Source organism: Desulfatiferula olefinivorans (assembly GCF_054657895.1).
In genome coordinates, this window is record NZ_BAAHXV010000045.1 from 18,096 (window position 1) to 31,247 (window position 13,152).

A 13,152-nucleotide genomic window follows, 5' to 3' on the forward strand; every position below is an offset into this window, starting at 1 on the left:
ACCTCTAATGGCAGAAGAAACAAAAGTCAAAGCGGTCAAAGAAGCCAAAATGGTCAACCCGCTTGATGCTTCAATCGATATCGCAACCCAGCAGATGATCCGACGCGCCCAGCAGCTGAAGGTCGAAACCGTATTCGACCGCGCTCTGGACATGAAGCCCTGTAACATCGGGATTCAGGGTATCTGCTGTAAAAACTGCGCCATGGGCCCCTGTCGCCTGCCCCTGCCCAAAGGCGGCATTCAGGGCGAAGACACCCGCAAAGGTCTCTGCGGTGCGACACCCAATACCATCGCCGCCCGAAATTTCGTTCGCATGGTGGCCGCCGGCGCCGCCGCCCACTCGGATCACGGTCGCGGTGTGGCGGAAACCTTTCTCTCGGTCGCACGCAAGGAAGCCCATGACTACCAGATCAAGGATTATCAGAAGCTCGTCGCCATCGCGCCCCATCTGGGCGTCGCCGTCACCGTCGAGGTCGACGGAAAAACCCAGGACAGGAACCTGGATGAGATCGCCCTGGAAGTGGCTGAAAAAGCCATGGCCGAGTGGGGCAAACCCGAAGGTGAACTCCTTTATGCCAAACGCGCACCCAAGCCTCTGTACGAAAAGTGGAAGAAAAACGGCGTCATCCCCCGCAACATCGACCGGGAAATCGTCGATATCATGCACCGGACCCACATGGGCGTTGACCAGGATTACAAAAACCTGATCAAGCAGGCCACCCGCTGCTCCCTTGCCGACGGCTGGGGCGGCTCCATGCTGGCCACCGATCTCCAGGACGTGCTGTTCGGCACCCCCTCTCCCGTGCTTTCCGAGGCCAACCTGGGCGTCATGAAGGCCGACCACGTCAACGTGATCGTCCATGGTCACGAACCCCTCCTGTCCGAAATGATCGTTGCGGTCTGCCAGTCCAAGGAAATGATCGACTACGCCATTTCCAAAGGGGCCAAAGGCATCGTCCTTTCAGGCATCTGCTGCACGGCCAACGAAATCCTCCAACGCCACGGCATCCCCCAGGCAGGCACCTTTCTCCAGCAGGAACTGGCCATCATCACCGGCGCCTGTGACGCCATGGTCGTGGACATCCAGTGTATTTTCCAGAACCTGGCCAACGTGGCCAAGTGCTTCCACACCAAGCTGATCACCACCCACCCCATGGGCAAGATGGAACAGGACAACGTCATCCACATCGAATTCGATGAACACTACGCCATGGACGACGCGAAAAAAATCGTCAAAATGGCCATCGACAACTTCGAAAACCGCGGAGCCGAAGTGATGATTCCGCCGTACAAGAAACCCCAGGTTGCAGGCTTCGGCGTGGAATCCATCGAATACCATCTGGGCGGATCGTTCCGGGGCAGCTACTACACCCTGAACGACAACATCATCAACGGCCGTATCCGGGGCATCGCCGGTGTGGTCGGCTGCAACAACGCCCGGACCAAGCACAATGAACAGCACATCACCATCATCAAAGAGCTGATCAAAAACGACGTTATCGTTCTGACCACAGGGTGCAGCGCCATCGCCGCCGCCATGGAGGGCCTGCTCGAACCCGAAGCGGCAGCGGTCTACTGCGGACCGGGTCTGGCGGAAGTCTGTGAAACCGTCGGCATTCCGCCGGTCCTTCACCTGGGTTCCTGCGTGGACAACAGCCGCATCCTCCTGGCCGCCACCGAAGTGGTCAAGGCGGGCGGTTTGGGCAAGGACATCGCCGATCTTCCCGCGGCGGGCAGCGCCCCCGAATGGATGAGTGAAAAAGCCATTTCCATCGGACACTACTTTGTCACATCGGGTTTCTATACCGTGTTCGGGTACAACCTGCCCGTGGAAGGCGCCCCGGTTTTCAAGAACCATCTGTACAAAGACCTTGAAAAGATTTACGGCGGCATGTGGGATTGTGAGGAAGACCCGGTCAAACACGCCCAGAAGATGATCGCCCATATCGACAAGAAACGGAAGGAACTGGGCATCGACAAGGCCAGGGAGCGTGTTCTGATGGATATGGCGGATCGTCAGGCCCTTGAAATCTAATTCGTTTGTTCACTGATGTGATCCGGTTATGATCATGATTTAGAATAAATCCTCAACGAAGGAGGAAACAATGTCGAAATTAGTTGCATTTGCTGCCATTCAAGGTGGTTATAAAGTTGTATCCCAGGTCGAGGGCGAGCTCCAGAGAGCCCTTGATACCTACAGCGCCGATACCAAGGTCAGTTTCGGCAACACGGCCTACTATCTTCCGGTCATCTACTCCCTTCTGGGCTACAAGGTGGAAACCCTGGAAGACCTGCTCAAACCCATGGCTTTTGCACGCAAACTCCTGCCTCCCCATGTGAAAGGGAAAAATCATCTTCCCTACCTGGGGCCCCTGCTCGATGCCGGTATGGCGGCGATTTTTTCCTATGAAATCAAGGAAGCCCTCCGCATGCTCAACGAGCCGGACTTCTACATCCTCGAAGAAGATCCGGACATCGAAGCCGGTAAAATCTGGGTCGGCCCGGCCGACGACACCATTCTCCGGAAACGCGGCGTTGAATTCGTCGACGGCTCCGCCCCCGGATTCGCCGCCATCGTCGGCGCGGCTCCCAATGCGGACATCGCCAAGGATATCGTGGAAGACTACCAGAAAAAGAGTCTCTACATTTTCTGCGCCGCCAACCACAACAACACCTCGGTGATTCAGCAGCTGATCTCCAAGGATGTCCAGATCGGCTGGAACACCCGTATCGTGCCCTTCGGTCCGGACATTTCATCGGCCGTATTCGCCCTGGGTTTCGCCAACCGCGCCGCCATGGCCTTCGGCGGTGTTCAGCCCGGCGACTACAAGAAAATGCTGATCTACAACAAGGAACGTATCTTCGCCTTCGTCAACGCCCTGGGCGACATCGGAACCGAGTGGGGTGTGGCGGCGGCCGGCTGCGTCAACTGGGGTTTCCCGACCCTGGCCGACACGGACATTCCCGAAATCCTGCCCACCGGTATCTGCACCTACGAACATGTGGTGGCCAACGTGCCCCACAGCGAAATCTGCCAGAGGTCGGTGGAAGTTCGCGGCCTCAAAGTATCCGTCACCGAAATCGACATTCCCATGTCCTTCGGTCCGGCCTACGAAGGGGAGCGTGTCCGCGGCGGTGATCTCCACAGCCAGATGGGCGGCGGCAAGACCCAGTGTACCGAGCTGGTGAAAATGGCTGAAATGAACGAAATCGAAGACGGCAAGGTCATTGTCGTCGGCAAGGACATTGCCGACATCAAAGAAGGAGACACCCTGCCCCTGGGTATCTTTATCCAGATCGCCGGTCGCGAGTTCCAGACCGACTTCGAACCGATCATGGAACGCCAGGTGCATCACCTGATCAACTACATCCAGGGTATCATGCACATCGGTCAGCGCGACATCTCCTGGGTTCGCGTGAGCAAGGCAGCCGTTGAGAAAGGCTTCAGCCTGAAACACCTGGGCGTGGTCCTCCATGCCAAATTCCATCAGGATTTCACCAAGATCGTCGACAAGGTCCAGGTGACCCTTTACACCAACAAGGACGACGTGGACAAGCTCACCGAGCGGGCCCGGGCCGAATACAAGATGAGAGACGAACGTGTGGACAAGATGACCGACGAAGACGTGGAAATCTTTTACTCATGCAGTCTCTGCCAGTCCTTCGCCCCGAACCACGTGTGCACGGTCAGCCCGGAGCGAACCGGTCTGTGCGGCGCCTACAACTGGATGGACTGCAAGGCCGCTTTTGAAATCAACCCCACCGGCCCCAACCAGCCCATTGAAAAAGGCGAATGCATCGATCCCAAGCTCGGTCAGTGGAAAGGCGTCAACGACTTCGTTTACAAAGCCTCCCGCGGCGCGGTCACGCACTACAACTTCTACTCCATGGTCCATGACCCCATGACCACCTGCGGATGCTGCGAGTGCATCGCCGCCATGCTCCCCGCATGCAACGGCGTGATGACCGTCAACCGGGATTACGCCGGCGACACGCCCTGCGGCATGAAATTCACGACCCTGGCCGGTGTCATGGGCGGCGGCGCCTCATCGCCCGGATTCGTGGGCCACTCCAAATACAACATCACCCAGCGGAAATTCATCAAGGGCGACGGCGGCCTCCTGCGCATGGTCTGGATGCCCAAGATGCTCAAGGATGAAATCAAGGAACGCCTCGATAAATACGGTGAGGAAAACGGTTATCCGAACTTCTATGACATGATCGCCGACGAAACCGTGGGCGTCACGGAAGAAGAAGTGATGGCGCACCTCAAGGCCAAAGGCCATCCCGCACTGTCGATGGAACCGCTTGTGGGTTAAACCCGCTGTCCCGGAGGGGAGCGTCTCTTTCCCCTCCGGGATCGCCAACGAATAAAAAAAGCATCCCTGCTTGCTTGATACGTGAAGGAGAATAAAATGGCATTAACCGGTATACAGATATTCAAGCTCCTGCCGAAAACCAACTGCAAGGAGTGTGGCGTTCCGACATGTCTCGCTTTCGCAATGAACCTCGCTTCCGGTAAAGCGGAACTGGACAGCTGCCCCTATGTGTCCGATGAAGCCCGGGAACAGCTCGCCGAAGCGTCCGCACCTCCCATCCGTCCCGTTGCGGTCGGTAAAGGGGTCCGCAAGGCGACCACCGGTGGTGAAACCGTCATGTACCGCCATGAAAAAACCTTTTTCAACCCCACTCTTCTGGCAGCCACGGTCAATTCCGACATCGCCGACGGGGACCTCGACACCAAACTGCTGGGGTGGAACGCCCTGCAGTACGAACGGGTCGGCTTGAACCTCAGGCCTGAACTGGTCGCCCTCAAGGACGTGAACGGCGACAAGGACGCCTTTGCCAAAGCGGCGAAAAAAATTGCCGAAACATCCGAATTCAACCTGATTCTGATGACCGACAAGGAAGACGTGATGAAGGCCGGTGTGGCTGCTGCCGGATTCAAACGCCCCCTGATGTATTCCGCCACGGCGGCCAATGTGGACGCCTTCGGCGCCATCGCCAAGGACAACGACCTGCCCATCGCCGTCAAGGCGGATACCGTGGGCGACCTGATCCCCCTGACCGAAAAACTGACGGCTCTGGGCATCAAGGACATCGTTCTGGACTCCGGCTCCCGTGACGTCAAACAGGCCTTCGAAGACCAGGTGGCCATCCGAAGGGCCGCCCTCAAGGACAGCAACCGCTCCCTGGGCTTCCCCACCATCACCTTCCCCTGTGAAATGGCGTCCAACACCGACGTCGAGACCCTTCTGGCCGGCATGTTCATCGCCAAATACGGTGGGGTGGTGGTCATGAGTGATTTCAGGACCGAATCGGTCTTCCCGCTCCTGCTTGAAAAACTCAACATCTTCACCGATCCCCAGAGGCCGATGACGGTGACGGAAGGCATTTACGAGATCAACAATCCGGATGAAAACTCTCCGATTCTGGTGACCACCAACTTCGCCCTCACCTATTTCATCGTATTCGGTGAAATCGAAGGCAGCCGGGTGCCCTGTTACCTGTTGATCAAGGACGCCGAAGGTCTGTCCGTTCTCACCGCCTGGGCCGCCGGTAAATTCGGCGGGGATGACGTGGGCTCCTTTGTCAAGAAGTGCGGGATCATGGACAAGGTCAAACACCAGAACATCGTCATTCCCGGCTACGCCGCCGCCATCGCCGGCGACGTCGAAGAAGAACTCCCGGGCTGGAACATCATCGTCGGCCCAAGAGAAGCGGCGCATATCCCCGCCTTTCTCAAAGCTCAGAAATAACATACGCCAAGAAACCCGTGATCCGGTGTGAACACGTTTTCACACCGGATCATGTTATCATGATCGATTCACGTTCCCTTTGAACATAGCTAATTGGAGGATTTTACATGGGTTTTCAAGTCATTGGAGAAAGTTTGAACGTCATTGGCAAAGAGATTGGTCGCGGCTTCAGAGAGCGTGATCCCAAGCCGATCCAGGAAGAGGCTCTGTACCAGAAATCCCGGGGCGTCGACTGGATCGACATCAACCTGGGACCGGCGAAAAAAGACGGCGTGGAATTGATGCCCTGGGTCGTCGAAACCGTTCAGGAAGTGGTGGATGATATTCCTCTGGTTCTCGATACATCGAACATCGATGCCATCGCGGCCGCCCTTCCCAAATGCAAGCTTCCCCCGATGATCAATTCCATCATGGCCGTACCGGCCCGTTACGAACGCATGATCCCCCTGGCCGCCGAACACAACGCCCATTTCTGCGCCCTTATGTGGGGGCCGGACGGCCTTCCCCGCGATGAAAACGAACGGGCGGCCCTCTGCGTGGAACTGCTGTACGCCGCCAACGAAGCGGGCATCCCCAACGAGCGGATCTGGGTCGACGGCATTGTCACGCCGGTGAACATCCAGCAGCCCCAGGCCGTGGCCCTGATGAACTTCATGGACATGCTTCAGGATATCGCCCCCGGCGCCATGAGCACCTGCGGCGTATCGAACATCTCAAGCGGCGTGCCCGACCACCTGCGCTACGTGATCAACGTGACCTTCACCGTCATGCTGAACATCAAGGGCATGAAATCCTTCATCGCCGACGCCAAGGACGATTTCACCATGGCCCTGTCCAAAGACCAGCGCCCCGACATCATTGAGGCCATTAAAAACACCATGGACGGAAACGCTCCGGACATCAAGAGCCTTCCCCAGGACGTAGCCAACTACGTAAAAACCTGCAAGGTTATTCTGGGCGAGACCCTGTTCTCCGACTCCTGGCTGGAAGTCTGATCAGGCCCGTCATGATTGAAAAAAAGCCCTTCCCGCTTGCGGGCGGGGCTTTTTGATTTATATTTGATGGCTTCGTAAAAAGTCCGATTTCTGCGTTGCGCGTCATCCCTCGTCACTGCGGCGTACCTTAAGTACGCCTCATTCCTCGGGATTCGCGACGCCTTGAACTCGAACTTTTTTCTTTGCCATCATTTGATGACTTTTTACGAGTTCATCATATTTGACGTCATGTGACACATACAAGCAGCGACGAAAGACGCTTAAAGGGACGACAGCCTGACATGAGTACATCTTCCACGCACACACCGGATAAGGAAACCTGGGTTTGGGCCATTGTGCAAAACCCGGGCAGCAACGAAAGCATTCTCGGCCAGCAGGAACAGGCAAGCGGGGTCCGGTTCGTTCCGGCCTTTTATTCAAAGGACGCCTGCCTGATGTCCATCAACATGCTCCGCAAAGACGAAGCACAGACCTATGAATCCCAGGCCATTATGTACGAAGACCTTTCAGCCTACGCATCCCGGAATGATTTCATGATTTTCTTTCTCGACGAGAAAGGGAAAATTCTTGATAAAATCGCGCCGGTTAAGTGACATGACCATGCCGGACAATTACGCAAAACTTGCTAAGGACAATCATGCCCGCCTGATGGCGGCACCGCCGCCGGATCTGGCCGAGCGGATTTTGGCCCGTGAGGAAAACGGCGGGTTCGTGTTTCAGGCCTTTGGTGAGGCCTGCCGGATCGACCCCACCGGGATCTACCTTGATAACACCCCTCAGACCGGGGTGGTGGGTATCCTGCTGTCGATGTACGCCCTTCATGCCGACCCTGCCCCCTGTGTCATGGAACCTTTGAAAGCCTACAAGGAATTTCCCGGAACCATGCCCTATGTGGGGGCCTTTGCCACGCATACCGAACAGATTCTGCTGCCCTATGTCAAAGCAATCCGGGATCATATTCCGATAATCACACAGACGTTGGACGGCCTGGTTCCGTCGCCGGCTCCGGGGGGTGATTTCTGCTTTGTCGTCAAACCCCTGCCCAAAATCGCCCTGTGCTACATTTTTTATGAAGACGACGAGGATTTCCCGGCCTCGGTCACCTGCCTGTATTCAAACAATGCATCCCGGTTCATCCCCAACGATGCCCTGGCGGATGTGGGCGAATACACATCGAAAAAAATCATTTCCCTTGTCGAGTCGGGGATGGCCAAATGAGGTAAACCATGGTATCACTGTCAGCGCGCGTGGTGGACGTTCACGAGGTGATCAATCAACTGCGGAGAAACAATACCCGCATCGAGAGACTTCTTGAAATGCTCCCCACCTCCGACGACGCCGTTTTGTCCGAGCTGGACTTGCTGCTCAACAAGCAGCGGCAGCTTCTGAGCCTGAACACCACGCCGGAAAAAGGCACCCTGTTTCTCGAACAGGCCTCCGGCCGGGCCATGATGCTCAAAGAGCGTTACCAGACCCTGCTCAATCAGGGCAAGCTCCGGAAAAAACGATAAGTGAACGCGTCATGATGACGGTCTCGTAAACCGATGCGGGTGATGCGGGCATGCTATAACAAACGACAACAAGATAAAGGAAGGTATCGCGTGGGTCTTAAAATTGCTGTGGGCGGTAAAGGCGGGGTCGGAAAAACAACCATCACCTCACTTCTGGCAAGACTTCTCGCCGCCCATGACCGAACCCGAAGCGTCATCGCCATCGATGCGGACCCCGTATCCAACCTGGCGGCGGGCCTGGGCATCCCCGAAGACAAACCCATTACCCCCATCGCCGAGTTGTCGGATCTGATCGCCGAACGCACCGGCGCCAAGCCCGGCAGCATGGGCGGCTTTTTCACCCTGAATCCCAAGGTCGACGATATTCCCGAGCGGTTCTCCCTGGAACGCGACGGGGTCAAACTGTTGGTCATGGGCACGGTACAGCGCGGCGGTTCCGGTTGCATCTGCCCCGAAAGCACGGTCCTCAAAGCCCTGATGCTTCATCTGGTCCTGGTCCGGGACGAGGTGGTTCTGATGGATATGGAAGCGGGCGTGGAACATCTGGGGCGGGCCACCTCAGCCTCGGTGGACGCTTTGATCATCGTGGTCAACCCCGGAGCCCGAAGCCGGGTGGCGGCCCATCATATCCGAAAGCTGGGAGAAGATCTGGGAATCAAACGCCTGTTGGTCATCGGCAATCGGGTCAAAGGCCCTGAGGATGAGAAACTGATCCGTGATTCCCTGGCCGGATTCGATTTTCTTGGATTTATTCCTGAAATGCCCGAGGTGTTCGAAGCGGATAAACAGGGGGTACGGCCCTTTGATGACGATATCGGCCAGGCTCCCCAGGCTGTGAAGGATATCGTCGACCGTCTGATCGCCCTTAAAAAAGGATAATGCGGCACAAAAACAAAACGGGGCAGCCCCAAAAAGGGGCCGCCCCGTCACAACATTCGCGGTTATGGTTCAAGCGCCGCAGCTGCCCGTGCTGCTGCATCCTCCGCAACCGGATTCAAGCTTCAGGTTTGACGTCACCTTAAAGCCGATGTCAAGGTAGTCCACCTTGATCGGTGCGGCTTCCTTGATAAATTCTGAATCAACGATGTATTTGAAACCATCTACCTCATAAACCTGATCGGTGTCGCGTGCCTCATCCAGAGCCATTGCAAGGGATGGTCCCCCTCAGCCGCCGGAATTCAGGAAAATGCGTATGGGCATCACCGTCTTGCCTTTGAAATATTCGGCAATCTGCTGGGATGCCGCCTGACTGACTTCTACCATAATCCCTCCAATTATCTCTTTAAATTTTACGTGTTTTCATTTCACGTGACGTAGAACAATTTTAAGCACTGGTATTCGGCTTGTCAATAAAGAAAAACCTTGGAAGCGGTTTGCCCAATAGTTCCAGCCTGGACAGGGCAATCACATGCCTGTGCCCCGGTGTCTCCGTGAGAAAACAAAAGACAGGCGTCCTTTCGGTAACACCGAGCATAGGGATCTCACAGAGTCACGGAGACACAGAGAAATGCCGGACATGCCTTCGCATGCCACACGGTGCCGCGAATCGAAATCCGGACCATGACCGCGGTACATGCGATTGCCCTGGAATCAGGCGGTTGACTAATGGCGCCCCTTCTGCTAAGGGTTGAGGCGTTCTTCCCGATTCAGCCACTCACTTTCTATACCAAGGAGCGCTCACCATGGAACGGACCCTGTCCTTGATCAAGCCCGACGGCGTGAAAAAACACCTGATCGGCGAAGTGATCAGACGTTTCGAACAAAACGGCATCACCATCGTCGCCATGAAAATGATCCACATGACCAGAAAACAGGCCGAAGGGTTTTACGCGGTCCACAAGGGAAAACCGTTTTTCGACAGTCTGACCGAGTTCATGACATCCGGTCCCATTGTGGCCCTGGTGCTCGAAGGCGAGGATGTCATCGCGACGAACCGGAAACTCATGGGAGCAACCAATTTCAAGGACGCGGAGGAAGGAACCATCCGGCGGGAGTTTGCGACCACCATCGAACAGAATGTGGTTCACGGCTCCGACGCCCCGGAAACGGCGGCATTCGAGATCAACTATTTTTTCAACAGCTTTGAAATTATCAGCTGATGCAATCGACCATCCGTTTCGACAACATCGCCATGATACTCAAAAAACCGCGGTACCCCGAAAACATCGGTTCCGCGGCCCGAGCCATGTGCAACATGGGCTTCTCAAATCTGATTCTCATCGCCCCCGAGGATCCGGATCCCGAACGCATCAGAAAAACCGCCACCCATGAAGCGGCCGGCATCATCGACGCCATGCGCATCGTCGAGACCACGGCCCAGGCCCTTGCGCCATTCAATTATGTGGTGGGCACCACGGCCCGGCTGGGGAAACAGCGACGCAAGGCATCGACACCTGAAACCCTGGCCCCGACACTGGTCCCCCTTTCCCTGGAAAACCGCATCGCCGTGTTGTTCGGACCGGAAGACAGGGGTCTGGAAAATACCGATATCAGCTGCTGCGACGCCCTGATCCATATCCCCACGTTCGGATTTTCCTCGCTCAACCTCGCCCAGGCCGTGATGATTGTCTGTTATGAACTGGCAAAAGCACAGGCCGTGAAACAGACCAGTGTCCCCAGACTTGCCACGCGCATGGAACTGGAGGACATGTACGGGGCGTTGAGCCAGGTACTGGATGCCATCGGTTACGTGAACCCCCAAAAGCCCGACCATACCCTTCAGGCCTTCAAGGATTTTTTTTCACGAACGACCCTGCGTGCGAAAGATGTGATTGTTCTTCGGACTTTTTTATCGAAGGTCCTCCAAACGAAAAAACAAGCTTCTCATTGAACGTGTTACACAATACCCTGACACACAAAACGCGATACGAAGCGGGCCCTCCGCGACGGGGTCACACCGTGTCATAGTTATTCATTTGGGAAAACCTGTCCGTTAGAGCATGAAAATTCGCAGATACCATGCCGTATAATCATTTCGACCATCGGCAGGACGCGGCATGTTCGTGATCAATGCCGGTTTTCTCGAGGTCGACGTTTGAATTATCGATTGTCGATTTTGTAATGTTTCAAAAGATCCAGCATGGTGATGTCCGCAATAAAGCGCTTTTCATTGTCGAGGATGGGGATTTCCTTGATGGCGGCCCTGACCATTTCCTTGATCACGATTCCGACCTCATCGTCGAGGCTCGCGTAGATCAGGCCTCTGTTCATAATATGTTCCGCCGTTTCAGCGGTGATCATGGGAATCAGATGCCTGGAATGCAGAGACGGTTCAAAACTGCCTGGGAACAGATGCCTTATCAACGCTCCCAAGGAGATGACACCCGAGCAGCGTCCCTGATCATCGATCACATACATCAGACGGGTATGGGGATGCGCCAGCATCTTTTCCATGACCTCGCGGATGGTATCGGACGCCAGGACCAGCGGCAATTTTCTCTGTTTATTGGAATCAACGATTTCTCTGACCTTCACGGCCTATTCCTTTACGCCCTCGCCCGCACGGGTCAGTGCGTACTTGACCAGGGGCGGGGCAATAAGTTCATTGATAATAACCGATCCCAGTATCGCGTTGACCATGATCTCGAACACGTCCGGCGTGATGAAGCTCCGGGCCATGAAGACAAGGCCCAGGGTAACGCCGGCTTTGGGAAGCAACCCGTATCCCAGGTATTTTTTCACGACCTCCGGGGCATGGGACAACTCCGCTCCAAGCCGCGCCCCGATAAATTTTCCGATGAAGCAGCTGACGGCGATCAGGACGGCCAGCATTCCGACCATTTTGAATACCTTGACGTCGAAATGGCTGCCCGCAAGGGTAAAGAACAACGCAAACAAGGGTTCTTCAATGTTTTCAACGGCGATGAAAAATCGATCGCTGTACGTACCCATGTTGATGATCACGAACCCCGCCATCATATTGGCCAACAGGGGGGAACAATCCAGATGCTCCGCAATGCCCGAACAGATAAAAATCGATCCCAGAATCACGATCAGAAGTGATTCCCTCTTTTTCACCCAGGCCGTCAGATAAACCATCAGAGAACCGATGGCCGCCCCGACCGCGAGGGAGCCGAAAATGGTCGTCACGGGGTCGACAACCATGGCGAAAAGGGACATCCCGCCCTTGTTCATCAGACCTCGGACGACGGCTCGGGCAAAGGCAAAAAAGATGATGGCCATGCCGTCATCCAGGGCCACGACCCCGAGGAGCGTCGTGGTCAATGGGCCTTTGGCCTTGATTTCATGGACGATGGCCAGGATGGCCGCCGGAGCCGTGGCGGCTGAAACGGCCGCCACGATCAGCGACAGGGGAAGATAAACCTCCACGAACGTGCCCAGGGGTTTGTCGGGCCTCAGGATGTAGGGCCCCAGGACGGAAATGAGGACCAGGCTCAGGATAAACGACCCGAAGGATTCGGTGATGTTGATGATAAAGATCGTCTTCCCCAGTTGCCTGACTTTGGATAATTTCAGGCTGCCGCCCACTGAAAAAGCGATCACACCCAGGGCAATGTCGTTGATGATCACGCATTTGTCATTGATCAGTTCGGCCGGCAGGATTCCGGATACCGACGGGCTGAGCAGAACGCCGGCAACGATGTACCCGGTGACGCGCGGAAACCCCAGATGATTGGCACACCTCCCCCCCAGATACCCGATGATAAACAGGATGCCCAGACATTCAAGGGGCTGGATGTGCAATGGTCCCATTGGTTTTTCCTGATGCCGGTCAATCCTGATGAACTCGTAAAAAGTCAATTTTTGGACGGCTTCGTAAAATGTTCGAGATCAAGGCTTGCGAATCCCGAGGAATGAGGCGTACTTAGGGTACGCCGCAGTGACGAGGGATGACGCGTAACGCAGATATCGGACTTCTAAGGAAGC

General features: G+C 55.7%; 13 protein-coding genes. 10 read left to right on the forward strand and 3 right to left on the reverse strand.

The annotated features are described in order from the left end of the window. Positions 1–7 precede the first annotated feature (7 nt). The 8 genes from cooS to ACYQ11_RS19835 all read left to right on the forward strand — a co-directional run bounded on the left by cooS (position 8) and on the right by ACYQ11_RS19835 (position 9,144). Entirely contained in the window at positions 8–2,035 is a 2,028-nt protein-coding gene (gene cooS / locus ACYQ11_RS19800; protein WP_459925556.1) for an anaerobic carbon-monoxide dehydrogenase catalytic subunit, read from the forward strand. Positions 2,036–2,105: 70 nt separating this feature from the next. Further along, on the forward strand, positions 2,106–4,319 hold the full coding sequence (gene acsB / locus ACYQ11_RS19805) for an acetyl-CoA decarbonylase/synthase complex subunit alpha/beta (RefSeq protein ID WP_459925557.1): 2,214 nt from the start codon (positions 2,106–2,108) through the stop codon (positions 4,317–4,319). Positions 4,320–4,415: 96 nt separating this feature from the next. Beyond that, the gene (acsC, locus tag ACYQ11_RS19810) at positions 4,416–5,759 is read left to right on the forward strand and encodes an acetyl-CoA decarbonylase/synthase complex subunit gamma (protein WP_459925558.1); all 1,344 of its coding nucleotides are present in this window, start codon (positions 4,416–4,418) and stop codon (positions 5,757–5,759) included. Positions 5,760–5,893: 134 nt separating this feature from the next. Then, a complete protein-coding gene (locus ACYQ11_RS19815) occupies positions 5,894–6,754 on the forward strand; it encodes a dihydropteroate synthase (protein ID WP_459925559.1) in 861 nt (286 codons plus the stop codon). 281 nt (positions 6,755–7,035) lie between these two features. Next, complete coding sequence (locus ACYQ11_RS19820; RefSeq protein ID WP_459925560.1) at positions 7,036–7,347, forward strand: hypothetical protein; 312 nt, start codon at positions 7,036–7,038, stop codon at positions 7,345–7,347. Between the two features lies 1 nt (position 7,348). Next, the gene (locus tag ACYQ11_RS19825) at positions 7,349–7,972 is read left to right on the forward strand and encodes a DUF3786 domain-containing protein (protein ID WP_459925561.1); all 624 of its coding nucleotides are present in this window, start codon (positions 7,349–7,351) and stop codon (positions 7,970–7,972) included. Between the two features lie 8 nt (positions 7,973–7,980). Continuing rightward, positions 7,981–8,265 carry a hypothetical protein gene (locus tag ACYQ11_RS19830; protein ID WP_459925562.1) on the forward strand — a complete coding sequence of 95 codons (285 nt, stop codon included), beginning with the start codon at positions 7,981–7,983 and terminating at the stop codon, positions 8,263–8,265. Positions 8,266–8,355: 90 nt separating this feature from the next. Beyond that, positions 8,356–9,144, forward strand: coding sequence for an ATP-binding protein (locus ACYQ11_RS19835; protein WP_459925563.1), 789 nt, complete (start codon positions 8,356–8,358; stop codon positions 9,142–9,144). Between the two features lie 69 nt (positions 9,145–9,213). Here the strand turns inward: ACYQ11_RS19835 and ACYQ11_RS19840 are convergent, their stop codons facing one another. After that, positions 9,214–9,411, reverse strand: a complete 198-nt coding sequence (locus ACYQ11_RS19840; RefSeq protein WP_459925564.1) for a hypothetical protein — start codon at positions 9,409–9,411, stop codon at positions 9,214–9,216. A gap of 536 nt (positions 9,412–9,947) precedes the next feature. Here ACYQ11_RS19840 and ndk point away from each other — a divergent pair. Then, positions 9,948–10,364, forward strand: a complete 417-nt coding sequence (ndk, locus tag ACYQ11_RS19845; protein ID WP_459925565.1) for a nucleoside-diphosphate kinase — start codon at positions 9,948–9,950, stop codon at positions 10,362–10,364. After that, positions 10,364–11,095, forward strand: a complete 732-nt coding sequence (locus tag ACYQ11_RS19850; RefSeq protein ID WP_459925566.1) for an RNA methyltransferase — start codon at positions 10,364–10,366, stop codon at positions 11,093–11,095. The genes ndk and ACYQ11_RS19850 overlap by 1 nt, the downstream gene beginning before the upstream one ends. 209 nt (positions 11,096–11,304) lie before the next feature. On the opposite strand, the gene ACYQ11_RS19855 is transcribed toward ACYQ11_RS19850, so the two are convergent. Beyond that, positions 11,305–11,739: a CBS domain-containing protein gene (locus ACYQ11_RS19855; protein ID WP_459925567.1), complete on the reverse strand. Its 435-nt coding sequence runs from the start codon at positions 11,737–11,739 to the stop codon at positions 11,305–11,307. Positions 11,740–11,742: 3 nt separating this feature from the next. Continuing rightward, positions 11,743–12,978, reverse strand: coding sequence for a cation:proton antiporter (locus ACYQ11_RS19860; protein ID WP_459925568.1), 1,236 nt, complete (start codon positions 12,976–12,978; stop codon positions 11,743–11,745). Positions 12,979–13,152 lie beyond the last annotated feature (174 nt).